The organism is Aquabacter cavernae, assembly GCF_003993795.1.
In the GTDB taxonomy this organism is placed as follows: domain Bacteria; phylum Pseudomonadota; class Alphaproteobacteria; order Rhizobiales; family Xanthobacteraceae; genus Aquabacter; species Aquabacter cavernae.
This window is the reverse complement of the sequence record NZ_RWKV01000016.1, coordinates 108101-133724: the sequence shown is the minus strand read 5'-3', so window position 1 is coordinate 133724 and position 25624 is coordinate 108101. Positions and strand designations below refer to the sequence as shown.

The window sequence follows — 25624 nt, the reverse complement described above, 5'->3', positions numbered from 1 at the left end:
CGTCAGCTTTTCAGCCGGTAGCCGGTGCGGAAGATCCACCACACCGCCACGAGGCAGGCCAGGAGGAACACCAGGGTCATGCCGAGGCTGATGCCGATATTCACGTCGGAGACGCCGAAGAAGCTCCAGCGGAAGCCCGACACCAGATAGACCACCGGGTTGAACAGGGTGACGGAGCGCCAGAAGGGCGGCAGCATGTCGATGGAATAGAAGCTGCCGCCGAGGAAGGTGAGCGGCGTCACAATGAGCAGCGGGATCATCTGCAGCTTCTCGAACCCGTCCGCCCAGATGCCGATGATGAAGCCGAACAGGGAGAAGGTGACGGCGGTCAGCACCAGGAAGCTCACCATCCACACCGGATGCAGCACCTTCACGTCCACGAAGAAGGTGGAGGTGGCGAGGATGATGATGCCGAGCATCACCGACTTGGTGGCCGCCGCGCCCACATAGCCGAGCACGATCTCCACATAGGAGATGGGCGCGGAGAGCACCTCGTAGATGGTGCCCACGAAGCGGGGGAAATAGATGCCGAAGGCGGCGTTGGAGATGGACTGGGTGAGCAGGGTCAGCATGATCAGGCCCGGCACGATGAAGGCGCCATAGGCCACCCCGTCGATGGGCGCCATGTGGCCGCCGATGGCCGAGCCGAACACGATGAAATAGAGCGCCGTGGAGATGACGGGCGAGACCACGCTCTGGAGCAGGGTGCGCCAGGTGCGTGCCATCTCGAACAGGTAGATGGCCTTGACGGCATGGACGTTCATGCGTTCTCCCGCATCAGATCGACGAAGATATCCTCCAGGGACGACTGGTGGGTCTCCAGGTCGTGATAGGCGATGCCGGCCATGGCGAGGCCGCGCAGCAGGTCGGAGACCGGCGCCGAGCCCTGCCCGGTGCCGTAGACCAGCACGAGGTCTCGCCCGTCCGCCGACAGGGTCAGGTTATGCCCGGCGAAGGCCGAGGGAATGGTGCCGAGGGGCGCGGCGAGATGGATGGTGAGCCGCTTCTGGCCGAACTGGCGCATGAGGGCGGTCTTTTCCTCCACCAGCATCAGCTCGCCCTTGCGGATCACGCCGATGCGGTCCGCCATCTCCTCCGCCTCTTCCAGATAATGGGTGGTGAGGATGATGGTGACGCCCTCGTCGCTCAGCTGGCGCACCAGCCGCCACATGTCGCGGCGCAGTTCCACGTCCACGCCGGCCGTGGGCTCGTCCAGGAACAGGATGCGCGGCTCGTGGGCGAGCGCCTTGGCGATCAGCACCCGCCGCTTCATGCCCCCCGAGAGGGTCATGATCTTGTTGTCCTTCTTGTCCCAGAGCGACAGGTCGCGCAGCACCCGCTCGATGCGGGCGTCGTCGCGCTTCTTGCCGAACAGGCCGCGCGAGAAGGCGACGGTGGCCCACACGCTCTCGAAGGAATCGGTCTTCAGTTCCTGGGGAACGAGGCCGATCAGCGCGCGGGCGGCGCGATAGTCGGTGATGATGTCGTGTCCGGCCACCTCCACCTTGCCGGCGCTGGGATTGACCAGGCCGCAGACGATGGAGATGAGCGTGGTCTTGCCAGCGCCGTTGGGGCCCAGCAGGGCGAAGATCTCGCCCTGGTTAAGCTCCAGGCTGACGTCCTTGAGGGCCGTGAACCCGCCCTCATAGACCTTGGAGAGGTTTTCGACTCGAAGGATAGGCTGCATGGACGCTCATATAGCCCATGCCGGTGACGATTGCGCGGGGGGTCAGCCGGGTGTCGCGGCGTCCGCCGCGTCCCGCGCCTTGGCGGCGATGGCGCCGGCGGCGGGGTTGAGCGGCTGGGCGGCGTGGCGCGGCGGGGTGAAGGGCGCGGGCTTGGGCTCGGGGATGGGCGCGTTGGAATGGAGCAGCTCCCGCCCGGCATAGAGGCCGCTGGTCTGCTCCAGGCACAGGCGCTCGGCATCGCGGCGGCGGATGTCGGCGATGGTCTCCTCCGCCTCTTCCGGGGTGAGGCCGAGATATTCCAGCGTCTCCCGGCCGAACAGGAAGGCGGATTCCAGCGTCTCGCGCACCTGCACCTCCACCTGCTCTTCCAAGAGGCGCAAGGCGTGGCCGCGATCATAGGCGCGCACCATGAGGCCGGCGGAGGGGAAGGCGGCCTTGCACAGCTCCACCACCTTGTCGGTGCCCTTCTGGTTGTCGATGCAGATGCAGATGGCCTGGGCGGACCCGGCGCCGGCGGCGCGCAGCACGTCGAGATTGGTGCCGTCGCCATAATAGATCTTGAAGCCGAACTCGGCGGCGCCCCGGATCATCTCGGGATCGTTGTCGAGGATGGTCACGTCCATGTCGCGGGCCAGCAGCGCCTGGCTGACCATCTGGCCGAACCGGCCGAAGCCGATGAGCAGGACGGAGCCGCCCAGCCCGTCCGGCGCCTCGACACCGTTGAGATCGGGGGCGGGGGCCGGCAGCAGGCGGCGGGCGGCGATGACGCAGAGCGGCGTCAGCACCATGGAGAGGATGACGGTGGAGGCCATGATGGCGTTGGTGCGCGGGTCGAACAGGCCCTCGGCCACCGCCGCCGCATAGAGAACGAAGGCGAATTCGCCGCCCTGGGCGAACAGGGCCGAGCGCGAGACCGCCTCGCGCCATCCCGAGCGGAAGGCGAGCGCCACGCCGAAGATGCCGACCGCCTTCACCACCATGTAGCCGGCGACAGCAAGGGCGACCAGGAGCCAGTCGTCGGCCACCACCTTCAGGTCCAGCGACATGCCCACCGCCATGAAGAACAGACCGAGCAGCAGGCCACGGAACGGCTCGATGTCGGCCTCCAGCTGGTGGCGATAGCTGGAGCCGGACAAAAGCACGCCGGCAAGGAACGCCCCCATGGCCATGGAGAGGCCGGAGACCTGCATGAGAAGGGCGGTGCCCAGCACCACCACCAGAGCGGTGGCGGTCATCACCTCACGGGCGCGGGCCGCTGAAAGCAGGGCGAACAAGGGATTGAGCAGCCAGCGCCCGGCCGCCACCACGACGGCCACGGCGCCTGCCGCCATGGCGAGATTGGTCCAGTCGGCCCGCACATTGGTGCCGGTGGCCGGGGCGAGGAGGGCGACGAGCGCCAGCAGCGGCACGATGGCCAGGTCTTCCAGCAGCAGGATGGAGACCGCGCGCTGGCCGGCGGGGGTCGGTGTCTCGCCGCTCTCGTCCAGGATCTGGATGATGGCGGCGGTGGAGGACAGGACGAAGCCCATGGCGGCGATGAAGGCCACGGCGGGCGGCAGGCCCGCCAGCACGCCGAGCCCGGTGAGCAGCGCGCCGCAGACGCACACCTGCGCGGCGCCGAGGCCGAAAATCTCCCGCCGCAGGCCCCACAGGCGCGAGGGGCGCATTTCCAGGCCGATGACGAACAGGAACATGACCACGCCCAGTTCCGCGAAATGCAGAACCGCTTCCGGCGCGGAGATGACCTTGAGGCCGAACGGCCCGATGGCGATGCCTGCGGCGAGATAGCCGAGCACCGAGCCGAGGCCCGCGCGCTTGAACAGCGGGGCCGCGATGACGCCCGCGCCGAGCACAGAGACGATCTGCACCAGTTCCGTGCTGGAGGCTTCGGCCACGGCGGGCTCCTTCCGGTTCGGGCCGCCACGGGCCGCCTGCTGAATGTGTGGAGGCTGGCCCGGCTCGCGGCACGACGGTGCTTCGATTACGGGTCCCGGATCGCTCCCGGCCAATGCCGGGAGGCGGATCCACCGATCAGGCCGTTCCAACCTGATCACATCAGGCTCTAACGTAAACCCATATGCTGCCGCAATCCTGCGAATGGGTGGTGGGCGCCTTCCATCAAACCCAATTTCGTGAAAGGCAGGGAGAGACCTTTCCCCGGAATTCTTTCTCGGTAAAACCGGACCGGGAACGAGTCTGCCCCTGTGGATCGTGGAGCGGACTTGCTAAACCCATCCTCCGGCCATGATGGGGGAGACCATGCTCGATTTGCCCGTCGCGAAGGGTCAGCTCGACGCTTCTTATCGCCAGGCCCCCCACAATGTGGAGGCGGAGCAGGCGCTGCTCGGCGCCATCCTGGTGAATAACGAGGCGTTCTACCGGGTTTCCGACTTCCTGAAGCCGGAGCATTTCTACGAGCCCATCCACGCCCGGGTCTTCGAGCTGTGCTCCTCGCTGGTGCGCGCCGGCAAGATCGCGACGCCGGTGACGCTGAAGACCTTCCTGCCCGCCGACCTGGACGTGGCCGGCCTGTCCGGCCCGCGCTATCTGGCGCGGCTCGCGGCGGAAGCCACCACGGTCATCAATTCCGAGGATTACGGCCGCGCCATCTATGACCTCTCGGTGCGGCGCGAGTTGATCCGCATCGGCGAGGAGATCGTCACCGACGCCTATGACGCGCCCGTGGAGGCGAGCCCCCAGGAGCAGATCGAGGAGGCGGAGAAGCGGCTCTACGCCATCGCCGAGACCGGGCGCTATGACGGCGGCTTCCTGCGCTTCGGCGAGGCGCTGCGCGAGGCGGTGGACATGGCGTCCAATGCCTATCAGCGCGACGGGCATCTCTCGGGCATCGCCTCGGGCCTCGATGACCTCGACCACCAGATGGGCGGCCTCCAGCCTTCGGACCTGATCATCCTCGCGGGGCGCCCGGCCATGGGCAAGACCTCGCTCGCCACCAACATCGCCTACAATATCGCCGCCTCCTATCGCGGCGAGACCCAGCCGGACGGGGCGGTGAAGAACCTGTCGGGCGGCATTGTGGGCTTCTTCTCGCTGGAAATGTCCGCCGAGCAATTGGCCACCCGTATCCTCGCCGAGCAGACCGAGATCCCCTCCTACAAGGTGCGTCGCGGCGACATCTCGGAGAGCGAGTTCTCGAAGCTCGCCGCCGCCGCCCAGACCATGCAGGTGGTGCCGCTCTATATCGACGATACCGGCGGCATCTCCATCGCCCAGCTGGTGGCCCGCGCCCGGCGCCTGAAGCGCCAGCGCGGCCTCGACTTCATGGTGGTGGACTATCTCCAGCTTCTCACCGGCTCCTCCAAAAGCTCGTCCCAGGGGCGCGTGCAGGAAATCACCGAGATCACCACGGGCCTGAAGGCGCTGGCCAAGGAACTGAGGGTGCCCATCATGGCGCTCTCCCAATTGTCGCGTCAGGTGGAAAGCCGGGACGACAAGAGGCCGCAATTGTCGGACCTGCGCGAATCCGGCTCCATCGAGCAGGACGCGGACGTGGTCATGTTCGTGTTCCGCGAGGAATATTATCTGAAAAGCCGGGAGCCGAAGCCCGGCACGGAGGAATGGTTCAAGTGGGAGGCCGACATGAAGGCCTGTGAGGGCACCGCCGAAGTGATCATCGGCAAGCAGCGCCATGGCCCCACCGGCACGGTGAAGGTACAGTTCGAGGCGCAATTCACCCGCTTCTCCAACCTCGCCCAGCCGGACCACTTCCCGGAACCCAGATGACAGACCTTCCCGGCGCCACCGGCGCCGTCCTCACCATCGACCTTGCCGCCCTCGCCGACAATTGGCGCACGCTGGCGGCCCGGGTCGCTCCCGCCCAGTGCGCCGCCGTGGTCAAGGCCAATGCCTATGGCCTGGGGGTGGAGCGCGCCGGCCCGGCCTTGTGGGCGGCGGGCGCGCGCACCTTCTTCGTGGCACTGGTGGAAGAGGCCGCGCGGCTGCGCGAGGTGCTCCCCGAAGCGGTCATCTATGTTCTGGGCGGCCTGCTGCCGGGCAATGGAGAGGTGCTGCTCGCCTGTGACGCGCGCCCGGTTCTGGGCAGCCGCGCCGAGATCGAGGATTGGGCGGACTTCTGCGCGGCACGCGGCGCGGACCTGCCCGCCGCCATCCATGTGGATACGGGCATGAACCGGCTCGGCCTCACGGTGGAGGAGGCGCAGGCCCTCGGCCAGAGGGGGGCGGGCTTCACGCCCTCCCTGGTCATGACCCATCTCGCTTGCGCCGACACACCCGGCCATCCGCTCACCGCGCTCCAGCGCGAGCGTTTTTCGCGGGCGGCGGCGGCGTTTCCCGGCGTTGCCGCCTCGCTCGCCAATTCCGCCGGCTGCTTCCTGGGGCCGGACTATCATTTCGACCTCACCCGGCCGGGCATCGCTCTTTATGGCGGCGCGGCGGTGGCGGGGACGGCGCCGCTCAAGCCGGTGGTGCGGCTGGAGGTTCCGGTGATCCAGGTGCGGCACGGCCTGCCGGGCGACACGGTGGGCTACGGCGCCGCCCAGCGCCTCGGCCGCGACAGCCGCATCGCCATCCTCTCCTTCGGCTATGCGGACGGCTTCCTGCGCGCCTTCGGCGCCAGCGACGGCCTGCCGGGCGCGGACGCCATCATCGCCGGGCGCCGCTGCCCCCTGGTGGGCCGCGTCTCCATGGACCTGACGGCGGTGGACGTGACGGACCTGCCCGAGGATGCGGTTGCGCGGGGCGACATGGCGGTGATCCTGGGCGAGGGCATCCTGGTGGACGAACTGGCCGCCCATGGCGGCACCATCGGCTATGAGGTGCTCACCTCTCTCGGGCGGCGCTACCGGCGCGTCTATAAGGGCGGCTGAGGGCAGGCCATGAGCAATTTCGACCTCGTGGCGCGGGTGTTCGGCATCGTGCTCGCGCTGGCGGTGTCGGAATTGCTGAAAGGCTTCGCCCGCCTCTGGCGCATCCGGCACGGGGTGGAGGAGGTGGCGGGCCCGCCCATCCATGTTGGCTGGCTTATCCCCATCCTCGGGGCCTTTATGCTCCTGGACCAGGTGACCTTCTGGTTCAATTTCGGCGTCATCGGCCCCCATGTGCCCTCGAACCTGTTCGCGCTCGCGGGCTTCATGGCGGTGATCGGCGTCTATTTCGGCCTGTCCACCTTCGTCTTCCCGGTGGACGTGAAGCTCTGGTCCGATTTCGACGCCTATTATTTCAAGGTGCGCACCATCGTCATCGGCGGCCTGCTGGCGGTCAATTTCGTGGTGCTCGCCTATCAAGGCGCGCTGGCGCTGAGCGGCATCGATATGGGGGAGGAGGAGGGCGGTCTCGTCTCCTTTGCGGCCACCATCGTCACCGTCGGCGTGCTGGTGGCCCTGCTTTTCGTGTCCGGGCGGCGCACCAGCCTCATCCTGCTGATCACCGCCTTCATCGCCACGCTGGTGGCGGACCTGCCGTTTTAGGTGCGTCCCCTTTTCGGGAAGCCGGGCCGCCTCAGCCCGCCGCCGCCTGCCGCTTGCGCCGGGGCTCGGAGGAGGCCGGCTCGAACAGCGCGCGGCATTCCTCGCTGGTGAGCGGCTCGCCCATCAGCACGCCCTGGGCGTATTCGGCGCCGAAGGCGCCCATTTCCTCGGCCTCCGCGTCTTTCTCCACGCCCTCGGCGATCACGTCCATGCCCAGATGGTGGGCGAGGTCGATGATGGAGCCCACGATGACCGGCCGGGCCGCCCGCGCCGCGCCCTTGGCGCTCTCATGCACGAAGCGACGGTCGATCTTGATGGTGTCGAAGGGGAAACGCTGGAGATAGGAGAGGGCCGACTGGCCGGTGCCGAAATCGTCCAGGCACAGGCCCGCGCCAAGCTCGCGGATGCGCGCCAGCATGACGGCGGCATATTCCGGGTTCTCCATCACCAAAGCCTCGGTCACTTCCAGCTTCAGCGAGCCGGGGGCCACCGGATTGCGCGAGAGGACGGCTTTGAGGTCCTGGATGAGGTCGTGCCGCAGCAACTGGCGGGAGGAGACGTTCACATTCATGAACAAGGGCGGCTCCACCCGCACCTGCCGCTGCCATTGGGCAAGCTGGCGGGCCGCCTTCTCCAAAGCGAACAGGCCGAGTTCGAGGATGAGCCCGCTCTCTTCCGCGATGGGCAGGAATTCGCTGGCGGAAAGCTCGCCCAGCGTGGGATGGCGCCAGCGCAGGAAGGCCTCGAAGCCGCCGATGCCCCGGTCGCCGAGGCGCACGATGGGCTGATAGCGCACCAGGATCTCGTCCCGCTCCAGCGCCTGGCGCAGGTCCGCCTCCAGGGAGACGCGGTCGATCTTCTGCTGGCGCATGGCGGGGCGGAACACCTCGATGCGGTCGCCGCCGATGCGCTTGGCGAAATACATGGCCAGTTCCGCGTCCTTCAGCACCTCGTTGCGCTTGGCAAGGTCGGGCCCCGCCAGGACGAGGCCGATGGAGGCGGTGATGAACACTTCCCGGTCGGCGAAGGTGATGGGCGCGCGCAGCGAGCGGCGCAGCGTGTCCGCGAAGGTGGTGATGCGCTCGGGATCGCGCTCAGACATGAGGATGAGGCCGAACTGGTCGCCGGAAATGCGCGCCAGCGTGTCCTGCGGCTTCATGAGGCGCATCATGCGCCGGGCCACCGTGAGCAGGATGGAATCCGCCATGGCCATGCCCACCGACAGATTGACCTGCTTGAAGCGGTCGAGGTCGATGAACATCACGGTGGGCTTCAGCGTGTCGTCGATGCGCGCGAAGGTGATGGCCTGGTCCAGCCGGTCCAGGAACAATTCCTTGTTGGGCAGGCCGGTGAGATTGTCGCGCACCGCGTCGTGCAGCAGGCGCTCGGCGGCCATGCGCTCACCGGTCACGTCGGTGAGCGTGCCGATGCAGCGCACCACCTCGCCGTCCGCGCCCACCACGGGCCGAGCGCGCAGGTTGAAGGTGAGATAATGGCCGTCGATGGCGCGCAGGCGGAAATCCTGGTCGATGCGCCCGCGCCGCTGGTCGATGATGCCGTCCAATGTCGCGCGGAAGCGGTCGCGGTCGGCGGGGTGCAGCACTTCCAGCCAGCCCGCCGCCTCGGTCTCCAACGAGCGGCGCTTGAGGCCCAGCGCCTCCTCGGCCTCGGGGGAGGTGTAGATGCGGTCGGAATCGACGTCCCAGTCCCACACCATGTAGCCGGAGCCCGCCAGCGCCAGCGCGCGGCGCTCCAGCTCGGAGGAGGAGCCCTGGATGACGCCCAGTCCCGCAAAGGCGTGCTGCATCACCGTGAAGCCGATGAGCATGACGATGAGCACGAGGCCGCCGGAGAGGGCGGGGGCCACGAGATCGTTGGTGACGAGCCCTTCCACGGTGAGGCCCGCCATGACCACCCACACCACCAGCAGGAGCCAGGTGGGGATGATCAGCACGGCGCGGTCGTAGGAATGCTGCGCCAGCCAGATGACCACGCCCAGCCCCAGCACCGCCACGGTGAACAAGGAGAGACGCGCGATGCCCGCCGCCATGGGCGCGTCCAGCAGCGCCACCACCACCAGGGCCGCCAGGAAGGCGAGCCAGCCGGCGGCCACATGCACATAGCGCACATGCCAGCGGTTGAGATTGAGATAGGCGAACAGGAAGACGAGCAAGGTGGCGGTCAGCACCGCCTCGCCCGCCGCGCGCCAGAATTGCTCCGCCACGGGGGAGAGGCCGAACACCTTGGACCAGAAGGAGAAATCAAGGCCGATATAGCCCAGCACCGCCCAGGCCAGCGCGGCGGCGGCCGGGAACATCACCGAGCCCTTCACCACGAACAGGATGGTGAGGAACAGCGCCAGCAGCGCCGCGATGCCGATGACGATGCCGTGATAGAGGGTGAAGCTGTTGACCTTGTCCTTATAGGCGTCCGGCTCCCACAGATAGAGCTGGGGCAGGCTCGGGCCGGTCATTTCCGCGATGAAGGTGACGGTGGAGCCGGGATCGAGCGTGACGAGGAAGACGTCCGCGTCGGGGGCCGCCTGCCGCTCGGGCTTGAAGCCCTGGCTGGGCGTGAGATTGAGGATGCGGCGATTGCCGAGGTCCGGCCAGAACAGGCCCGAGCCCACCATGCGGTAGAAGGGCGCGACGATCAGCCGGTCCACCTGCTCGTCGGTATTGTTGGCCAGCGCGAAGACGATCCAGTCGGCCTTCTGGCGCCCGTCCGCGGCATGCACCTCGATGCGTCGGACGATGCCGTCCGTGCCCGGCACGGTGGAGATCTGGATGCGGTCCGTATCGGTCGCGATGCGCTCCACGGCGGGCAGGAGATCGGTCACCCGGGCGTTGAGACGGATCGCCACCGCCTCCACCGCCTCAGCCGGCGCGAGCGGCGCCAAAGCGGCAAGCAGCAGCACGCACAGAGCTAGGAAAAGACGCAACGGCAAGCCTCCGCGCCCAGCCTGCGGCCGGGTCGAAAGCCCATCACTAAAGCGCCCCTGCGGCTGGAGCAAGGCGAAGGCCGCGTTCGCCTGTCCGGGCCGGGGCAGGGCGCCGCCCGCGTGCAGGTATTCGCTTCCCTTCATCCCGCTGGTGCTCACGCCACCTCCAGCACGATCTTGCCCATATGGGCGCTCGCCTCCATGCGCGCATGGGCGCCGGCGGCGTCTGTCAGGGGGAAGGTGCGGTCCATGAGCGGGCGCAGCGTTCCGGCGGCGAGGAAGGGCCACACTTTCTCTTCCAGCGCGCGGGCGATGGCGGCCTTGTCCTTCAGCGGGCGCGAGCGCAGCGTGGCGCCGGTATGGGTGAGGCGCTTCAGCATGAGGCGCATGAAGTCCACCTGCGCCTTGGAGCCGTCTTGGAAGGCGATCTGGGCGATGCGCCCGTCCGTGGCCGCGGCCTCGAAATTGCGCTGGATATAGGAGCCGCCGATCACGTCGAGGATCACGTCCGCGCCCTTGCCGCCGGTGGCGGCCTTCACCTCGGCCACGAAATCCTGGGTCTTGTAGTCGATGGCCACGTCCGCACCGAGCGTCAGGCAGGCGGCGCATTTCTCCGGCCCGCCGGCCGTGGTGAGCACGCGGGCGCCGAACGCCTTGCCTAGCAGGATGGCCGTGGTGCCGATGCCGCCCGCGCCGCCATGCACCAGCAGCGTCTCGCCGGGGGCGAGGCGGGCGCGGTCGAACACGTTGCTCCACACGGTGAAGAAGGTCTCGGGGATGGCCGCCGCCTCCAGAAGGCCGAGGCCCTCGGGAACGGGGAGGGCGGTGGCCTCCGGAGTGGGGCAGTATTGGGCATAGCCGCCGCCCGTCACCAGGGCGCAGACCCTGTCGCCGATCATGTAGCGCGTGGCGCCCTCGCCGAGCGCCACCACGGTGCCGGCAATCTCCAGGCCGGGAATGTCGGAGGCGCCGGGCGGCGGCGGATAGAGGCCGCGCCGCTGGACCACGTCGGGCCGGTTCACGCCCGCTGCCGCCACCTGCACCAGGATTTCGCCGGGACCGGGCCGGGGCACCGGCCGCTCGCCCGGAACCAGGGCCTCCGGCCCGCCGGGCACGGGAATGGTGATGGCGGTCATGGTCTCGGGCAATGCGGTCATGGTCGGGTTCCGGTGAGGCGGGTTCGGCGAAATCGACACCGTGACGGCGCGGGGCAATGCAAGATGGTGTAACAAAGCTCGATCCGCGCGCAAATGCCGGATATCCGCGCGAATGCCGGTCCTGAGGAGGCGAGCATGATGGACGATGATCGGCCCCGGCCAAAGCCCGTTGAGCTGCAGCCCGGCGCCGACCTCTCACGCCTGTCCGAGGCGGAGATCGAGGAGCGCATCGTGCTCTATCATGCCGAGATCGAGCGGTTGAAGGCCACCCTGGACAAGAAGCGCGCCTCGCGGGACGCGGCGTCCTCGGTGTTCAAGTTCTGAGAGGGGGGGCGGGGCTTGTGGGCGCTTGTCTTTTCCTCCTCACTCGCGGTTTCCCCCTCCCCACCCCTCTCCCGCTTGCGGGGGAGGGGTGGGGAGGGGGCCAAGTCCGGGGACGGCCTTGGGCGGCTGCCGGCCGAGAGAAACGCGAGCCGGTCAGCGCAGCGGAAAGGCATAAAGCGCGCTATCTCGCAGCCGCAGCCCACCTCAAACGCAAACAGGCGCCCTTTCGGGCGCCTCTCCGGCCGGCCGGCCGTTAAAATCCGCTTAACCCTTTTGCGTCATCCTGACGCTGTCCCTGCGGGCGCCTTTCGCTCCGGGATCGCGGCCGAAGATGATGGCCGCGCGGTGCGTGACGTTCCTCCCTGTCTCGCCTGAGCCGCCGCAAGGCGGCTCTTCTTTGGGAGGTTCCCTGTCAGGACAAGGCGTGCCGCGTCGGGCTTCAGCCCTTCAGCAGGCCGCCGAACTTGTTCTTGAAGCGCGACACGCGACCACCACGGTCCAGGAGCTGCTGGGTGCCGCCGGTCCACGCGGGATGGGTGCGGGGGTCGATATCCAGCTGGAGCGAGTCGCCCGCCTTGCCGTAGGTGGAGCGGGTCGTGTAGTCGGAGCCGTCCGTCATCACCACCTTGATGAAGTGGTAGTCGGGATGAATGTCGCTTTTCATGGGACCAGTCCTTGTCGCCGCCTCGCGCTTTCGCCCGATCGGCAGCGGTATGAATTCGTTTCCTGACGGAAGTGGCGGGTCTATAGCCGAGAGCATGCGTTGACACAAGCCGACACATCAGGAACCCCGCGCGAGGATCTCGCCAAGTCCCAAGCGGAAGGTCGCAAGCGGCGCTCGCTCGGCCCCCTCCTCACTCTGATACCCTATGCGCTGCGCTATCGCAGCCGGGTGGCGGGGGCGCTGGTGGCGCTGGTGGTGGCGGCGCTCGCCACGCTGAGCCTGCCGGTGGCCGTGCGGCGCATGATCGATTACGGCTTCGCCACCGACCATGTGGGCATGATCGACCGCTATTTCGGCGTGCTGGCCATCGTGGTGGCGGTGCTCGCGGCGGCGTCCGCCACGCGCTTCTATCTGGTGACGACCCTCGGTGAGCGGGTGGTGGCGGACCTGCGCGCGGCGGTGTTCGCCCGCCTGGTGCGGCTGGACGGCGCCTTCTACGATCAGGCGCGCGTGGGCGAGCTGACCTCGCGCCTCACCGCCGACACCACCCATATCAAGGTGGCGCTCGCCACCTCCGCCTCCATCGCGCTGCGCAACATGGCGCTGTTCATCGGCGCCGTGGCCATGATGGTGGTGACGAGCCCGCGCCTGTCTGGCCTCGTGCTCGCGGCCATCCCCTTCATCGTGCTGCCGCTGGTGGCGTTCGGCCGCAAGGTGCGCGGGCGCACCCGCCTCGCGCAGGATCGGCTGGCCGACGCCTCCGCCTATGCCGCCGAGGTGGTGGGCGCCATCCGCGCGGTGCAGGCGTCCAGCGCGGAAGGCGTGGCGCGTGACCATTTCGCGGGCGAGGCCGAGCGCGCCTTCGAGGCGGCCCGCACCGCCACGAGCGCGCGGGCGCTGCTCACCGGCATCGGCATCTTCCTGGTGTTCGCCTCCATCGTCGCCGTGCTCTGGGTGGGTGCCCAGGCGGTGCTCTCGGGCACCATGTCGGCGGGTGACCTCAGCCAGTTCGTGCTGTTCGCGGTGCTCGCCGCCTCCAGTCTCGGGGAGCTCTCCCAGACCTGGGGCGAGGTGTCCGCCGCCACGGGGGCGGCCGAGCGCATCGGAGAACTCCTGAAGACCGAGCCGCAGGTGCGCGCGCCGGCACAGCCCGCGGCCCTGCCGGCTCCCGTGTCCGGCGCCGTCGCCTTCGAGGGCGTCGCCTTCTCCTATCCCACGCGGCCCGGACAGCGGGCGCTGGACGGCGTCAGCTTCACCGTGCGCCCGGGCGAGCGCGTGGCGCTGGTCGGCCCCTCGGGGGCGGGCAAGAGCACGGTGTTCCAGTTGCTGGAGCGCTTCTACGACCCGCAGGCCGGCCGCATCCTGCTGGACGGGGTGGACATCGCCCGCTGCGATCCGGAGGCGGTGCGTCGCCAGATCGCTTTGGTGCCGCAGGAAGTGGCCATCTTCGCCGACACGGTGCGCGGAAACATTCGCCTCGCCCGGCCCGAGGCCTCGGACGCCGAGGTGGAGGCGGCGGGCCGCGCGGCGCTGGTGGACGAGTTCGTGGCCCGCCTGCCTGAGGGCTGGGACACCCAGGTGGGCGAGCGGGGCGTGACGCTGTCCGGCGGACAGCGCCAGCGCATCGTCATCGCCCGCGCCATCCTGCGGGCCTCTCCCATCCTGCTGCTGGACGAGGCCACGTCCGCCTTGGATGCGGAAAGCGAGACCCTGGTGCAGACGGCGCTGGAGCATTCCATGCGCGGGCGCACCACGCTGGTCATCGCCCACCGGCTCTCCACCGTGCTTTCCGCCGACCGGATCCTGGTGATGGAAGGCGGGCGCCTCGTGGATGAGGGCACCCACGGGCAATTGGTGGCGAAGGGCGGCCTCTATGCCCGCCTTGCCGCGCTCCAGTTCAACGTGGCGGCGTAAGGCACCTTCGCTCAGGCGTGGCCGGCATCCATGGAGAGCATGCCGGGCACGATGCCGAGGCGCCGCAGCGCCAGGTCATATTTGCCCTCGATCCCGTCGCCGAACACCAGCTCGGGATCGGCCGGGCAATGCAGCCAGCCATTGGCCTGGATCTCGGTTTCCAGCTGCCCCGGCGCCCAGCCCGCATAGCCCAGCGCCAGCACCGCATTGGCGGGGCCGCCGCCGCCCGCAATGGCCTTGAGAATGTCCAGGGTGGCGGTGAGGCAGATGCCGTCATCGATGGCGAGGGTGGAATTCTCCACGAAATAATCCGCCGAATGCAGCACGAAGCCGCGCCCGGTTTCCACCGGGCCGCCGCGCAGCACCTTCACCGCGTCCGCCGTCTTGGGCAGCAGGATGCGCCGGGTGGCCGGAACCACGTCCAGCTGCACCAGCAGGTCGGCGAACTTGATGTGGGTGGCGGCCTGGTTCACCACGATCCCCATGGCCCCTTCCTCGGAATGGGCACACAGATAAATGACCGTGCGGGAGAAGCGCTCGTCCTCCATGGAGGGCATGGCGATCAGCATCTTCCCGTCGAGAAATTCGGGCGCACCGCCGGGAGCAAGGCTCTTCAGATCGACCGTCATGGGGGAATCGTAACCCGATGCCGGTGATTTGGAAACGGCCTTGACGGTGCCAAGGCCCGTGCTTCCCGTGCGTCACGGGAAAGTGCACCACCGGCCTTTGCGCTCGCGCCCGTGACGCGGTAGGCGAGAGAGCATGACATTCGCCCCGCGCCTCGCCTTCGCTCTGCTCTGCCTCCTCCTGCCCGCCGCCGCGCAGGCGGGGGAGACGCCGTTCGTGCGCACGCAGGGTGCCGAGGTGCGCCTGCTCTCCGGCGGCATTGACGGGGGCACGCTGGAGGCGGGCATCGAGATCCGCCTCGCGGCGGGCTGGAAGACCTATTGGCGCTATCCCGGCGACAGCGGCATCCCGCCCCGGTTCGACTGGTCCGGCTCGCGCAATGTGCGCGCCGCTGCGGTGGACTTCCCGGCCCCGCGCCGTTTCTCGGACGGGGCGAGCGGCTTCTCCATCGGCTACAAGGGCGGCAGCGTGATCCTGCCCGTGCGGGTGGAACTGGACGCGGCCGACAAGCCGACCCGCCTCGATTTGACGCTGGACTTCGCCGTGTGCGAGGCCCTGTGCGTGCCGGCGCAGGCCCAATTGTCCCTGGATGTGGCGCCGGGCGGGGCGAAGCCCAATCCCGCGCTCGCCGCCGCGCGCGCCTTGCTGCCGTCACCCGCGCCCGTGGGCGGGGCAGCGCCCGCCGTCGCCTCCTTCTCCGTGGACAGCAAGGCGACCCCGCCCGTGCTGGAAGTGATCGCCAGCACCACCGGCGAGAAGGCCGACTTGTTCGTGGAAGGCCCCACCGACGCCTGGGCGCTGCCTTTGCCCTCCCGCGCCCCGGACAGCTCCGGCCGGACCCGCTTCACCCTGGCCCTGGACGGCCTGCCTTCCGGCGCCACCTGGCAGGGCGCGCAGCTGAACCTGACCCTGGTGGACGGCCCGCGCGCGGTCGCGACGGTTCTCACCCTCCCGAAGGACTGAGCAGGGTCCACGGGCCGAGGGCACCGATCGGCTCTTCCGCCCTCAGAAAATGCCTCTATTGTCTGCGCACCGGAGGCGGCTTTGTGCCGCGCCGGCTGAACGCGGTTTGCTGGATCGCTCAGCGTTCCCAGATTAAGGCATGGACCTGTCCGGCCGGATCACCGATCCGGGTGGGGCCTTGCCATCCCTAATCCCAGCGGCCGGTCGCGGACGGTGTCGGAACAGGTCCGGCGCGGCGTGGCCGGCGAGCCCCAAGCGGAGAGAACGATGCCCATTTCTGTCGGCGACACCCTGCCTGCCGCCACCTTCCGCGTGAGCACGGCCGACGGCCCGGTTCCCAAGACCTCGGACGAGGTGTTCAAGGGCAAGCGCGTGGTGCTGTTCGCGGTACCCGGCGCCTTCACGCCCACCTGCCACAAGAACCACCTGCCGGGCTTCATCGCCCGCGCGGACGAGATCCGGGCCAAGGGCATCGACACCATCGCCGTGGTGGCGGTGAACGATCCCTTCGTCATGGGCGCCTGGGAGAAGGCGTCCGGCGCGGACGGCAAGATCCTGTTCCTGTGCGACCCGGCGGCCGAGTTCGCCGGCGCGCTCGACCTCACCTTCGACGGCTCGGCGGCCGGCCTCGGCATCCGGTCCAAGCGCTATTCCATGGTGGTGGAAGACGGCGTGGTGAAGGTGCTGAACGTGGAAGACGTGCCCTCCAAGGCGGACGTTTCCAACGCGCAGACCCTGCTCGGCCAGCTCTGATCCTTGTCGCCGGGTCTCCGGACCGGGCCGCTGAGATTGGCCGTCGCGCTCCGGCGCGGCGGCTTTTCAATTTTTGAGTTCTGGCGCGTTCCCTTGCCGCGATCCGCCGCGCGCTGCGCTCGGCACCGCGCTCAGGCGATGATGTCGGGAAACAGCTCGTCTTCCAGATGGCCGATGCGATCCTTCAGCTGGAGCTTGCGCTTCTTCAGGCGCTGGAGCTGAAGGATGTCGGACCCGTTGACCGCGGCGAGCGCCGTGATGGCGGCGTCCAGATCCCGATGCTCCTGACGCAGCCGCTCCAGAAGCGACCGCAACTCGCGTTCCTCATCACTGGTCATGGACTGTTCCGCAACGCCCGGAGCGGGCCCCGTCCCGAATATGGCACGGCGCCCGCCACCTGCAAGCGCCGCAAGGGCGCACCCGTCCGGGAAAAGCCGCGGGGAACCCACCTCTCTTAAATTTGCTTGATTTCCCAATTAGATAAATCTTGTGCGCTGCGGCGCATGAGCGGGGATTTTTGCTGCCTTGCAGCAATATTCCCTACCCGGAGGTGGTCGACTCTTCGCCGGCTCCGTGACAGACTGAACTTCGTTGCAGACAGGGAGACGCAGAATATGTCCGTCCAGTCGCACCTTCAGGAGTTGAAGCGCCGACACGCGGCGCTTGAGTCGGAAATCTCCAGGGAACTCGCCAGCCCCGCGTCCGATCCGCTTCGTCTTGCGGAACTTAAGCGACGCAAGCTCGTCCTCAAGGATCAAATCACCAAGCTGTTCGTACCGCCGACGGTTCACTGACCGTATTGGCCGGGGCGTGCGGATGTCCGCGCGCGGTATCGCCTGACCGGCGAGCGCCGCGCGCTCGATGACCTGCGCCCGGAACAGCCTTTTCGGCATGTCCGGTCGGCCGTCCAAGGCCGGATGGGCGGTTCCCTCGCGCGCGGACTTGCGTTAAGCCGCGCCCATGGCACCTCCGCTCATCCAGCTTCAGGACATCCACCTGCGCTTCGGCGCGACGCCCCTGCTTGACGGGGCGGAGCTTTCCGTCGCGCCCGGCGAGCGCATCTGCCTCGTCGGCCGGAACGGCTCGGGCAAGTCCACGCTGCTGCGCATCGCGGCGGGCATCGGTGAACCCGATACCGGCGGCATCTTCGTGCAGCCGGGCGCCACCGTGCGCTATCTCCCGCAGGAGCCGGACTTTTCCGGCTTCGCGACCACGCTCGCTTATGTGGAGGCGGGCCTCGGGCCGGGCGATGAGGACTATCGCGCCCGGTACCTGCTGGAGCAGCTCGGCCTCACCGGCGAGGAGGAGCCCGCGCGCCTGTCCGGCGGCGAGTCGCGCCGCGCCGCGCTGGCGCGCGTCCTCGCGCCCGAGCCGGACGTGCTGCTTCTGGACGAGCCCACCAACCATCTCGACCTTCCCGCCATCGAGTGGCTGGAAAGCGAGCTGAAAAGCCTGCGCTCGGCCATCGTCATCATTAGCCATGACCGGCGCTTCCTGGAAAATCTCTCCCGCTCCACGGTCTGGCTGGACCGGGGCGCGACGCGGCGCATCGACCAGGGCTTCTCCGCCTTCGAGGGCTGGCGCGACGACCTGCTGGAGCAGGAAGAGAAGGAGCGCCACAAGCTGGACCGCAAGATCGTGGCGGAGCTGGACTGGCTGCGCTACGGCGTCACCGCCCGGCGCAAGCGCAATGTCCGCCGCCTCGGCCAGCTTCATTCCATGCGCAGGGACCGCAGCGAGGAGCGGCGCGGCCCTGGCGCGGTGAAGATCACCGTCACCGAAGGGGACGTTTCCGGCAAGCTGGTGATCGAGGCGAAGGAGATCACCAAGAGCTTCGGCGAGACCATGGTGGTGCGCCCCTTTTCCACGCGCATCCTGCGCGGTGACCGGGTGGGCATTGTCGGCCCCAATGGCGCGGGCAAGACCACGCTCCTGAAGATGCTGATCGGCGACCTCGCCCCGGACGGGGGCGTCGTGAAGATCGGCGCCAATCTGGAAGTGGCCAGCCTCGACCAGAAGCGCACCTCCCTCGACCCGGAGATGAGCCTGCGCAACGCGCTCACAGGCGGGGGCGGCGACACGCTCATGGTGGGCGGCCAGCCCAAGCATGTGATGGGCTATCTCAAGGACTTCCTGTTCACGCCCGACCAGGCCCATTCCCCGCTGCGCGTGCTTTCGGGCGGCGAGCGGGCGCGGCTCATGCTGGCGCGCGCCCTGGCGCTGCCCTCCAACCTACTGGTGCTGGACGAGCCCACCAACGACCTCGACCTCGAAACTCTCGATCTGCTGCAGGAGATGGTGGCGGATTATCCCGGCACGGTGCTCCTCGTGAGCCATGACCGTGACTTCCTCGACCGTACCGTGTCCTCGGTGATCGCGGCGGAAGGGGAGGGGCGGTTCGAGGAATATGCGGGCGGCTATTCGGACCTCATCACCCAGCGCGGCCATGGCGTGCAGGCCAAGGCGGCCGCGGCCTCCGCCAAGCCGTCATCGCCCAGTGCCTCGGTGCCTTCGCCCAAGGCCGCTTCGTCCAAGAAGCCGCGCCTCACATTCCACGAACAGCACGCTCTCAAGAGCCTGCCCAAGACCATGGACGGGCTGCGGGCCGAGATCGAAAAGTTCGGCGCCCTCATGGCCGACCCGGACCTTTACGCGAAGAACCCCGCCAAGTTCGAAAAGACCTCCGCCGCCCTCGCCAAGGCCCAGGCGGACCTGGACGCGGCCGAGGAGGAATGGCTGCGGCTGGAAATCCTGAAGGAAGAAGCGGAAGGGTAGCGCGCTCGCGCCCTCCCTTTGAGTGCGTCATGGCCGGGCTCGTCCCGGCCATCCACGCCGTGCCGAGAGTGCTGACCTCTCTGGGCTTGCCCTGGCGCTGCCGCGTGGATGCCCGGATCGAGTCCGGGCATGACGGAGACAATGGGCCTTCCCGAAAACCTCAGCCCGGCCGCCACGCCATGCGCCAGATGGCGCGGCCGGAGGCGGGGTTGGTGGCGGCGGCCACGATCTTGAGGCCGAGCCGCTCATAGAAGGCGATGGCGCGGGGATTGTCCTGGTTCACATCCAGTTGGATCCCGCCCGACGCCCGCGCTTTCGCGGTGTCCATGAGCGCTTCAGCCGCGCCCTTGCCCCAGAAGGCGGGGGCGACGGCCAGCTGATCCAGATAGCCGGTGCCGGGATGGATGGCGACGAAGCCCGCAACCTCCCCGCCGTTCGCCTGCGCCACATGAACCTCCGCGCCGCCCGCCTGGAGCGTGTCGAGATGGCCGTGGAACCAGGGGCGACGGGCCTCGAAGTCGATGTCCGGCATGGTCTTCGCCCAGGTGGCGACCCACAAATCGGAGATGGCCGCGAGGTGCGCGGGCGCGAAGGGGAGGATGGCGAAGCGCTCGGTCATGGTCGCGTATCTTCCCCCTCCCCAGCCCTCCCCCGCAAGCGGGAGAGGGGGCTTTGCGTTGCGAGGAGTGGGTAAAGCTCTCTCCCACTGAAGTGGAGCCGACCGTTGCGCGGGCCATAAAAGCCCTCTCCCGCCCGAACTCGGCTGTTGCCGAGTTCGGTTCGATAGCGTGCCGAAGTCGGAAGCATCCGACTTCGGTGCGGGGGAGGGTTGGGAGGGGGAAAATCTTACCCCAAGCGGCGGGAGCGAACGGCCTGCGTGCGACCGTGCGCTCCGCCGGCATCACCGATTGATCAGCCCGCCCGCGCCGAAGCCGCCGTCAATGCCGATGGTCTGGCCGGTGACGAAGCCGGACTTCGCATCATCCAGCAGGAAGGCCACCGTGCCGGCCATTTCCTCCGGCGTGCCGGCGCGGCGCATGGGGACCACCTGCATCCAGGCGGCGCGGGTCTCGGGCGTCAGCAATTCCTTCAGAAGCGGCGTCTCCACCGGGCCGGGGGCGATGGCGTTGATGCGGATGCCGGACGTGGCCAGCTCCACCGCCATCACCTTGGTCAATTGGATGACGCCCGCCTTGGACGAGCCATAGGCGACGCGGCCGAGATTGCCCCGCTGGCCCGAAATGGAGGCGATGTTGACGATGGAGCCGCCGCCATTGGCCAGCATGGCTTTCGCCGCCTCGCGGCACACCAGGAAGGTGCCGATGAGGTTGATGTCGAGGATGGTGCGGAACAGCTCGGCCGAGGTTTCCAAAGCCGGGATGTCGCGGGCGATGCCGGCGCTGTTCACCACGCCCTTGATGGGGCCGAAATCCGCTTCCGCCTGGGCGATGGCGGCGATCACCTGCGGCTCGCTGGTCACGTCCAGGGTCAGGTAATGGACGCTGTCGCCATGCCCGGCGAGATGCGCGCGCGCGGCCTCCAAAGCGGGGGGCGCGATGTCCGCGACGATGACGCGCCAGCCGTCCGCCAGAAGATGTTCCGCCAGCGCGAGGCCGATGCCGGAGGCACCGCCCGTCACCAGGACGCTTGCGTTATGAGGCACTCGTGTTTCTCCCTTTCCGTGGGACGCGCTGTCAAAGCGGGTCCGCGATCCATTCCTCGATGGCCACCTCGAAGGTGACGCAGACCGGATTGCCGCCCGCCGCGAAACGCCCGCCGAAAACGCGGCCTTCGGCGTCGGAGACGGTGCCGAACAGGGCGGCCTGCCCGTCGCGCACCTCGCCAGAAAGCGTCAGCGTTTCCACCGCCGCGCCGGACACGAGGATCTGCCGTCCGCCGCGTGTGTCCAGCCGCGCCTCGGTGAGGCTACCGAGGCTGCCGCGCACGAGAGCGGCGGTGATGGCGTGGTCGCGGCACAGGGCCTCGATGGCGCCCACCAGATCCTCATTGGGCCGCACGCGGCCATAGAGCAGGCGGCCCGTGCGGCCGGTCTCGATGCGGGTATCCGTCATGGGGAAACCGGGGCAGGGTGAAAGATGGACGGGTGGAAGATGGACATGGCGGTCTCCGGGTCCGGCCGCTGGCGGACCGCCACGTCGGAATAAACGCGGGCATGGATGACGGGCGGGTCCTCCCCCGCGATGCTCATGGCGGGCAGGAGATGGCCGCCGAACACGGCCCCGTCCGCGCCTGCCAGCAAAGCGTGGCAATGGACGAGGGCGCTGCCGTCCAGCGCGATGCCCAGCGCGCCGCCTCCGCCCAGCACGGTGGCGGGACCGGCCGGGATGGGCACCGAATAGCGCGCCACCTGCGGCCCCTCAGGATTGGGGGCGGCGATGCAGTATTCGAGACGCGCGAAGCTGCCACCCTGGAGCGTGAAGGTGGCGCAGCGCGCCCCGACGGCGGCGGCGCCCCGGGAGAGGCCATCCGCCAGGCTCTCGCCGGGGAGAAGCGCGAAGCGCACCGCGCGGCTCTGGGTGTCCGTCAGGCTTTCGCGCCGCTCCGGCGTCACCGGGCCGGGATGGACCAGCAGGCGCAGCCCGTCGCTCACGCGCGGCGCTCCTGCGGGGCGGCGAGGGGCAGCAGGCCGCGCGCCTCCAATTCCTCGCGCACCATCTTCTTGGTGATCTTGCCATAGGCGGAGCGCGGCAGGGCCTCGAACACGAACACCCGCTTGGGCAGCTTGTAGCGGGCAACCTTCCCGTCCAGGAAGGCGAGGAGGTCGCCCTCGTCGATGGCGATGCCGGGACGGGCCACGCACACCGCCACCCCCACCTCGCCCCACATGGGATCGGGCACGCCGAGAATGGCCACCTCCGCCACGGCGGGATGCTGGAGCACCTTCTCCTCCACCTCGCGCGGATAGACGTTGGAGCCGCCGGAAATGTACATGTCCGAGGCCCGGCCGGTGATGTAGACGAAGCCCTCTTCGTCCATATGGCCGAGGTCGCCGGTGCGGAACCAGCCGTTGCGGAACGACTTCGCATTGGCCTCGGGGTTGTTGTAATAGCCCGCGAACACCGCGAGGCCGCACACGCAGATCTCGCCGGTCTCGAACGGGGCCATCTCGCTGCCCGCCTCGTCCTGGATCTGCACCTGCATGCCGGTGCGCTCATGGCCGCAGGTGCCGAGCTTCACGTCCGGGCCGTCTTCCGCGTCGTGCAGGGCCGGGGGCAGGACGGTGATGTTGCCGGTCACCTCGCCGAGGCCGAAATACTGCACCAGCACCTTGCCGAGCTTGGCGAGGGCCCGCTTCTGGTCCTCCCGATACATGGGCGCGCCCGCATAGATGACGTAGCGCAGGCTGGAATGGTCGTGGGCATCCACGCTGGGATGCTCCACCAGCAGCTTGGTGATGGTGGGCACGGTGAACAGGTTCGTGACCCGCCACTTGGCGACGAGGCGCCAGGCTTCGTCCACGTCGAAGCGCTCCGAGGGGAGCAGGATGGTCTTGGCCGCGCGCGCCGTCTGAACCAATTGATGGATGCCCGCCCCGTGGGAGAGGGGGGCCACCACCAGGGAGGCGTCCTCGTGCGTGGTGCCCGGCATCAGGTCGCACAGATGGTTGGTGATCACGAAGCCCATCTGGCCGTGGGTGAGCACGGCGGCCTTGGGGCGGCCGGTGGTGCCGGAGGTGAAGAAGAACCAGCAGGGATCGTCATGCTCCACGTCCGCCACGCGCGGCCGGGTGCCCAGATGCGCGGCGACCATGTCGGCATAGTTTTCGCCGAACGGCGCGGTGCCGATGGCGATGAGGGTGGAGATGGTGGGCGCCTCGCGCCGCGCGGCGTCCACATGCTCCGGGAAATCGGCGTGGCAGATCATGGCCACCGCACCGGAAGCGGAGGCGAGATAGGCCACCTCGTCCGGCGTCTGGCGGAAATTGGTGGGCACCCACACGGCGCCCATGCGGAAGCAGGCGAACATGCTCTCGAACATTTCGAGACAGTTCTTGGACTGCACCAGCACGCGATCGCCCTTCACGATGCCGCGCGCCAGCAGCCCCGCCGCCAGGGCATCCACCCGCGCATTGATCTCAGCCCAAGTGGTCTCGCTCTCCCCATGGACGAAGCCGATGGCGTCCGGGAAGCGCCGCGCCGCCTGGCGCAGAACGTGGGACAGGTTCATGACCCGCTTGGTACAGGGCAGAATGCGCCCGTTGGAACTCATCACCATGGGGCTCCTGCCTTCAAATGGGTCATGACCGCGCCTTGGCCACAGCGCGGGGCGCGGGTTTCTGGGATGTGTGGGAGGCTCCGGCGAGGGCGGCCGCAAGCCGGTCCGCCTCGCGCATCAGGAGCGGGGCGACGAGGCGCTGGCGGTCTTCGGTGAGGCGGCTTTCGATGGCGGCGATGGAGAGCGCGCCCACGGGACGCCCGTCCGGCCCGGGAACGGCGACGCCGACGCCCCAGGAGCCGGCCACCACGAGGCCGGGATTGACCGCATAGCCGCGCGCGCGGGTCTGCGCCACCAGGGCACGCAGCACCTCGGGCGGATAGGCGGGGTAGTCGGCCGCGACCAGGGCCGCGTTTCGCGCCAGCACCGCTTCCGCCTCGTCATCGGGCAAGGCTGAGAGCAGCGCGAGGCTGCCCGCGCCGATGCCCAGCGGGTGGCGGTCGCCCGCCTGGAGCACATGGGTGCGGATGGGGAAGGGGCCTTCCTCGCGATGGATGCACACCGCGAAATCGTCGCGCGGCACGGAGAGGAAGGCGCAATCCCCGCTCTCCCGCGCGAGGCGCGCGAGCCCGTCCAGCGACAAGGCATGGATGCCGAACCGCGCGCTCGCCAGCGTGCCTAGGACATAGGCTTCCGGGCCGATATGATAGCGGCGCGTCTGCCCGTCCTGGTCCAGCAGGCCGGAGCGCACAAGGGCAAGAAGAACGCGCCGCACCGTCGGCTTGGGGAGGGAAGAGGTGGCCACGAGATCGGACAGCCGCGCGCCGGCCGCGCCCGCGCGACCCACCAGCAGCAGCAGAGCGATGGCGCGCTCGATGCTCCGCGTCCCTCCGGCTGCCGCCTCGTCGCCGGCGCCGTTTCCTCTCCCGTGATCCATCTGGTGGACCTGATTGTTTGATTGGAGCTAGACAGCCCATGGTCGGTTCTGCCAGAAACTCTATCTCCGTTGAGGCGGTGGCCACAAGTGCCCCGTCGGGAGCAACAATAATTGGTCCATCATATGGACCCGGGATGGAAGCAGGCCGAATGGCCGTCAAGGGAGGATATGGAACATGTCTGTGAGCCGTCGCACCCTGTTGAAGGCGAGCGCCGCCACCATGCTCGTGGGCGGCATTGCCGCACCGCATGTGGCGCGCGCCCAGACCGCGGAATTTTCCTATAAGTACGCCAACAACCTGCCCGTCACGCACCCCATGAACGTGCGCGCCAACGAGATGGCCGAGGCCATCAAGAAGGAGACCGACGGCAAGGTGGAGATCAAGGTGTTCCCCTCCAGCCAGCTGGGCGGCGACACGGACATGCTGAGCCAGCTGCGCTCGGGCGGCATCGAGTTCTTCACCCTCTCGCCGCTGATCCTCTCCACGCTGGTGCCGAACGCCTCCATTTCCGGCATCGGCTTCGCCTTTCCGGACTATGCCACCGTGTGGAAGGCCATGGACGGGGATCTCGGCGCCTATGTACGCGGCCAGATCTCCAAGTTCGGCATCGTGGCCATGGACAAGATCTGGGACAACGGCTTCCGCCAGACCACCACGTCCACCAAGCCCATCCAGACCGCCGCCGACTTCAAGGGCCTGAAGATCCGCGTGCCGGTCTCCCCGCTCTGGACCTCCATGTTCAAGGCGTTCGATTCGGCCCCGGCCTCCATCAATTTCGCCGAGGTCTACACCGCGCTGCAGACCGGCGTGGTGGACGCGCAGGAAAACCCGCTCGCCATCATCTCCACGGCGAAGCTCTACGAGGTGCAGAAGAACTGCTCGCTCACCAACCACATGTGGGACGGCTTCTGGTTCCTGGCCAACCGCCGCGCCTGGGAGCGGCTGCCGGAAAACCTGCGCACCATCGTGGCGAAGAACATCAATATCGCCGGTGAGAAGGAGCGCACCGACGTGGCCGAGCTGAATGCCAGCCTCCAGAAGAGCCTGAGCGAGAAGGGCATGGCCTTCAACGCCACGTCGCCCGACAGCTTCCGCGACAAGCTGCGCTCCGCCGGCTTCTATGCCGAGTGGAAGGGCAAGTATGGCGATGAGGCCTGGGCCATGCTGGAAAAATATTCCGGCAAGCTGTCCTGATCCTCACCTGAGCCTTTGAGGGCCGGGGCGCGCGTCGCCCCGGCTCCCCCCATTTCAACGGAC

At 68.4% G+C, this 25624-nt stretch carries 24 protein-coding genes; 10 read left to right on the top strand and 14 right to left on the bottom strand.

The annotated features are described in order from the left end of the window. Positions 1-2: 2 nt before the first annotated feature. The 3 genes from EJJ38_RS16325 to EJJ38_RS16315 are packed head-to-tail and all read right to left on the bottom strand — an operon-like array spanning position 3 to position 3583. Positions 3-764, bottom strand: coding sequence for an ABC transporter permease (locus EJJ38_RS16325; protein WP_127091213.1), 762 nt, complete (start codon positions 762-764; stop codon positions 3-5). Then, entirely contained in the window at positions 761-1687 is a 927-nt protein-coding gene (locus EJJ38_RS16320; RefSeq protein WP_127091212.1) for an ABC transporter ATP-binding protein, read from the bottom strand. Before EJJ38_RS16320 ends, EJJ38_RS16325 begins: the two co-directional genes overlap by 4 nt. A 42-nt stretch (positions 1688-1729) precedes the next feature. Continuing rightward, complete coding sequence (locus tag EJJ38_RS16315; protein ID WP_127091211.1) at positions 1730-3583, bottom strand: monovalent cation:proton antiporter-2 (CPA2) family protein; 1854 nt, start codon at positions 3581-3583, stop codon at positions 1730-1732. Positions 3584-3947: 364 nt separating this feature from the next. Between EJJ38_RS16315 and EJJ38_RS16310 the strand changes: the two genes are divergently transcribed. From EJJ38_RS16310 to EJJ38_RS16300, 3 genes are read left to right on the top strand one after another with little or no spacing between them, the layout of a single operon-like run. Beyond that, positions 3948-5432 carry a replicative DNA helicase gene (locus tag EJJ38_RS16310; protein ID WP_127091210.1) on the top strand — a complete coding sequence of 495 codons (1485 nt, stop codon included), beginning with the start codon at positions 3948-3950 and terminating at the stop codon, positions 5430-5432. After that, entirely contained in the window at positions 5429-6535 is a 1107-nt protein-coding gene (gene alr / locus EJJ38_RS16305) for an alanine racemase (RefSeq protein WP_127091209.1), read from the top strand. Before EJJ38_RS16310 ends, alr begins: the two co-directional genes overlap by 4 nt. 9 nt (positions 6536-6544) lie before the next feature. Further along, positions 6545-7135 carry a hypothetical protein gene (locus EJJ38_RS16300; protein WP_127091208.1) on the top strand — a complete coding sequence of 197 codons (591 nt, stop codon included), beginning with the start codon at positions 6545-6547 and terminating at the stop codon, positions 7133-7135. A 31-nt stretch (positions 7136-7166) separates the two neighbouring features. Here EJJ38_RS16300 and EJJ38_RS16295 read toward each other — a convergent pair whose 3' ends face one another. Together EJJ38_RS16295 and EJJ38_RS16290 are read right to left on the bottom strand one after the other, a co-directional pair. Next, on the bottom strand, positions 7167-10082 hold the full coding sequence (locus tag EJJ38_RS16295) for an EAL domain-containing protein (protein ID WP_420836890.1): 2916 nt from the start codon (positions 10080-10082) through the stop codon (positions 7167-7169). A gap of 149 nt (positions 10083-10231) precedes the next feature. Then, positions 10232-11233, bottom strand: a complete 1002-nt coding sequence (locus EJJ38_RS16290) for an NAD(P)H-quinone oxidoreductase (protein WP_127091207.1) — start codon at positions 11231-11233, stop codon at positions 10232-10234. Positions 11234-11368: 135 nt separating this feature from the next. Between EJJ38_RS16290 and EJJ38_RS16285 the strand changes: the two genes are divergently transcribed. Further along, complete coding sequence (locus tag EJJ38_RS16285) at positions 11369-11557, top strand: DUF1192 domain-containing protein (RefSeq protein WP_127091206.1); 189 nt, start codon at positions 11369-11371, stop codon at positions 11555-11557. A gap of 439 nt (positions 11558-11996) precedes the next feature. Here EJJ38_RS16285 and rpmE read toward each other — a convergent pair whose 3' ends face one another. Beyond that, a complete protein-coding gene (gene rpmE / locus EJJ38_RS16280; RefSeq protein ID WP_127091205.1) occupies positions 11997-12221 on the bottom strand; it encodes a 50S ribosomal protein L31 in 225 nt (74 codons plus the stop codon). Between the two features lie 99 nt (positions 12222-12320). On the opposite strand from rpmE, the gene EJJ38_RS16275 reads away from it, so the two are divergent. Further along, positions 12321-14135 (top strand): ABC transporter transmembrane domain-containing protein, encoded by a 1815-nt coding sequence (locus tag EJJ38_RS16275; protein ID WP_127091204.1) that lies wholly within the window; start codon positions 12321-12323, stop codon positions 14133-14135. Positions 14136-14146: 11 nt separating this feature from the next. On the opposite strand, the gene EJJ38_RS16270 is transcribed toward EJJ38_RS16275, so the two are convergent. Next, positions 14147-14764 carry a YqgE/AlgH family protein gene (locus tag EJJ38_RS16270; RefSeq protein ID WP_127091203.1) on the bottom strand — a complete coding sequence of 206 codons (618 nt, stop codon included), beginning with the start codon at positions 14762-14764 and terminating at the stop codon, positions 14147-14149. Between the two features lie 133 nt (positions 14765-14897). On the opposite strand from EJJ38_RS16270, the gene EJJ38_RS16265 reads away from it, so the two are divergent. After that, a complete protein-coding gene (locus tag EJJ38_RS16265) occupies positions 14898-15725 on the top strand; it encodes a protein-disulfide reductase DsbD domain-containing protein (RefSeq protein ID WP_127091202.1) in 828 nt (275 codons plus the stop codon). Positions 15726-15992: 267 nt separating this feature from the next. Then, positions 15993-16478 (top strand): peroxiredoxin, encoded by a 486-nt coding sequence (locus tag EJJ38_RS16260; protein ID WP_127091201.1) that lies wholly within the window; start codon positions 15993-15995, stop codon positions 16476-16478. Positions 16479-16609: 131 nt separating this feature from the next. Here the strand turns inward: EJJ38_RS16260 and EJJ38_RS16255 are convergent, their stop codons facing one another. Then, positions 16610-16816 (bottom strand): YdcH family protein, encoded by a 207-nt coding sequence (locus EJJ38_RS16255; RefSeq protein WP_127091200.1) that lies wholly within the window; start codon positions 16814-16816, stop codon positions 16610-16612. A 276-nt stretch (positions 16817-17092) separates the two neighbouring features. Between EJJ38_RS16255 and EJJ38_RS16250 the strand changes: the two genes are divergently transcribed. Both EJJ38_RS16250 and EJJ38_RS16245 read left to right on the top strand, forming a co-directional pair. Continuing rightward, entirely contained in the window at positions 17093-17272 is a 180-nt protein-coding gene (locus tag EJJ38_RS16250; protein WP_127091199.1) for a YdcH family protein, read from the top strand. A 166-nt stretch (positions 17273-17438) separates the two neighbouring features. After that, on the top strand, positions 17439-19253 hold the full coding sequence (locus EJJ38_RS16245) for an ABC-F family ATP-binding cassette domain-containing protein (protein WP_127091198.1): 1815 nt from the start codon (positions 17439-17441) through the stop codon (positions 19251-19253). A 160-nt stretch (positions 19254-19413) separates the two neighbouring features. On the opposite strand, the gene EJJ38_RS16240 is transcribed toward EJJ38_RS16245, so the two are convergent. From EJJ38_RS16240 to EJJ38_RS16215, 6 genes are all read right to left on the bottom strand, one after another. After that, entirely contained in the window at positions 19414-19872 is a 459-nt protein-coding gene (locus EJJ38_RS16240; protein WP_127091197.1) for a GNAT family N-acetyltransferase, read from the bottom strand. Between the two features lie 282 nt (positions 19873-20154). After that, positions 20155-20916 (bottom strand): SDR family NAD(P)-dependent oxidoreductase, encoded by a 762-nt coding sequence (locus EJJ38_RS16235; RefSeq protein ID WP_127091196.1) that lies wholly within the window; start codon positions 20914-20916, stop codon positions 20155-20157. Between the two features lie 31 nt (positions 20917-20947). Then, positions 20948-21325 (bottom strand): PPC domain-containing DNA-binding protein, encoded by a 378-nt coding sequence (locus EJJ38_RS16230; RefSeq protein WP_127091195.1) that lies wholly within the window; start codon positions 21323-21325, stop codon positions 20948-20950. Then, positions 21322-21864: a PCC domain-containing protein gene (locus EJJ38_RS16225; RefSeq protein WP_164738546.1), complete on the bottom strand. Its 543-nt coding sequence runs from the start codon at positions 21862-21864 to the stop codon at positions 21322-21324. Before EJJ38_RS16225 ends, EJJ38_RS16230 begins: the two co-directional genes overlap by 4 nt. Next, positions 21861-23489 carry an acyl-CoA synthetase gene (locus EJJ38_RS16220; protein WP_164738545.1) on the bottom strand — a complete coding sequence of 543 codons (1629 nt, stop codon included), beginning with the start codon at positions 23487-23489 and terminating at the stop codon, positions 21861-21863. Before EJJ38_RS16220 ends, EJJ38_RS16225 begins: the two co-directional genes overlap by 4 nt. A 22-nt stretch (positions 23490-23511) precedes the next feature. Next, on the bottom strand, positions 23512-24366 hold the full coding sequence (locus EJJ38_RS16215) for an IclR family transcriptional regulator (RefSeq protein ID WP_127091192.1): 855 nt from the start codon (positions 24364-24366) through the stop codon (positions 23512-23514). Between the two features lie 175 nt (positions 24367-24541). Here EJJ38_RS16215 and EJJ38_RS16210 point away from each other — a divergent pair, with 175 nt between their 5' ends. After that, positions 24542-25561 (top strand): TRAP transporter substrate-binding protein, encoded by a 1020-nt coding sequence (locus EJJ38_RS16210; RefSeq protein WP_127091191.1) that lies wholly within the window; start codon positions 24542-24544, stop codon positions 25559-25561. Positions 25562-25624 lie beyond the last annotated feature (63 nt).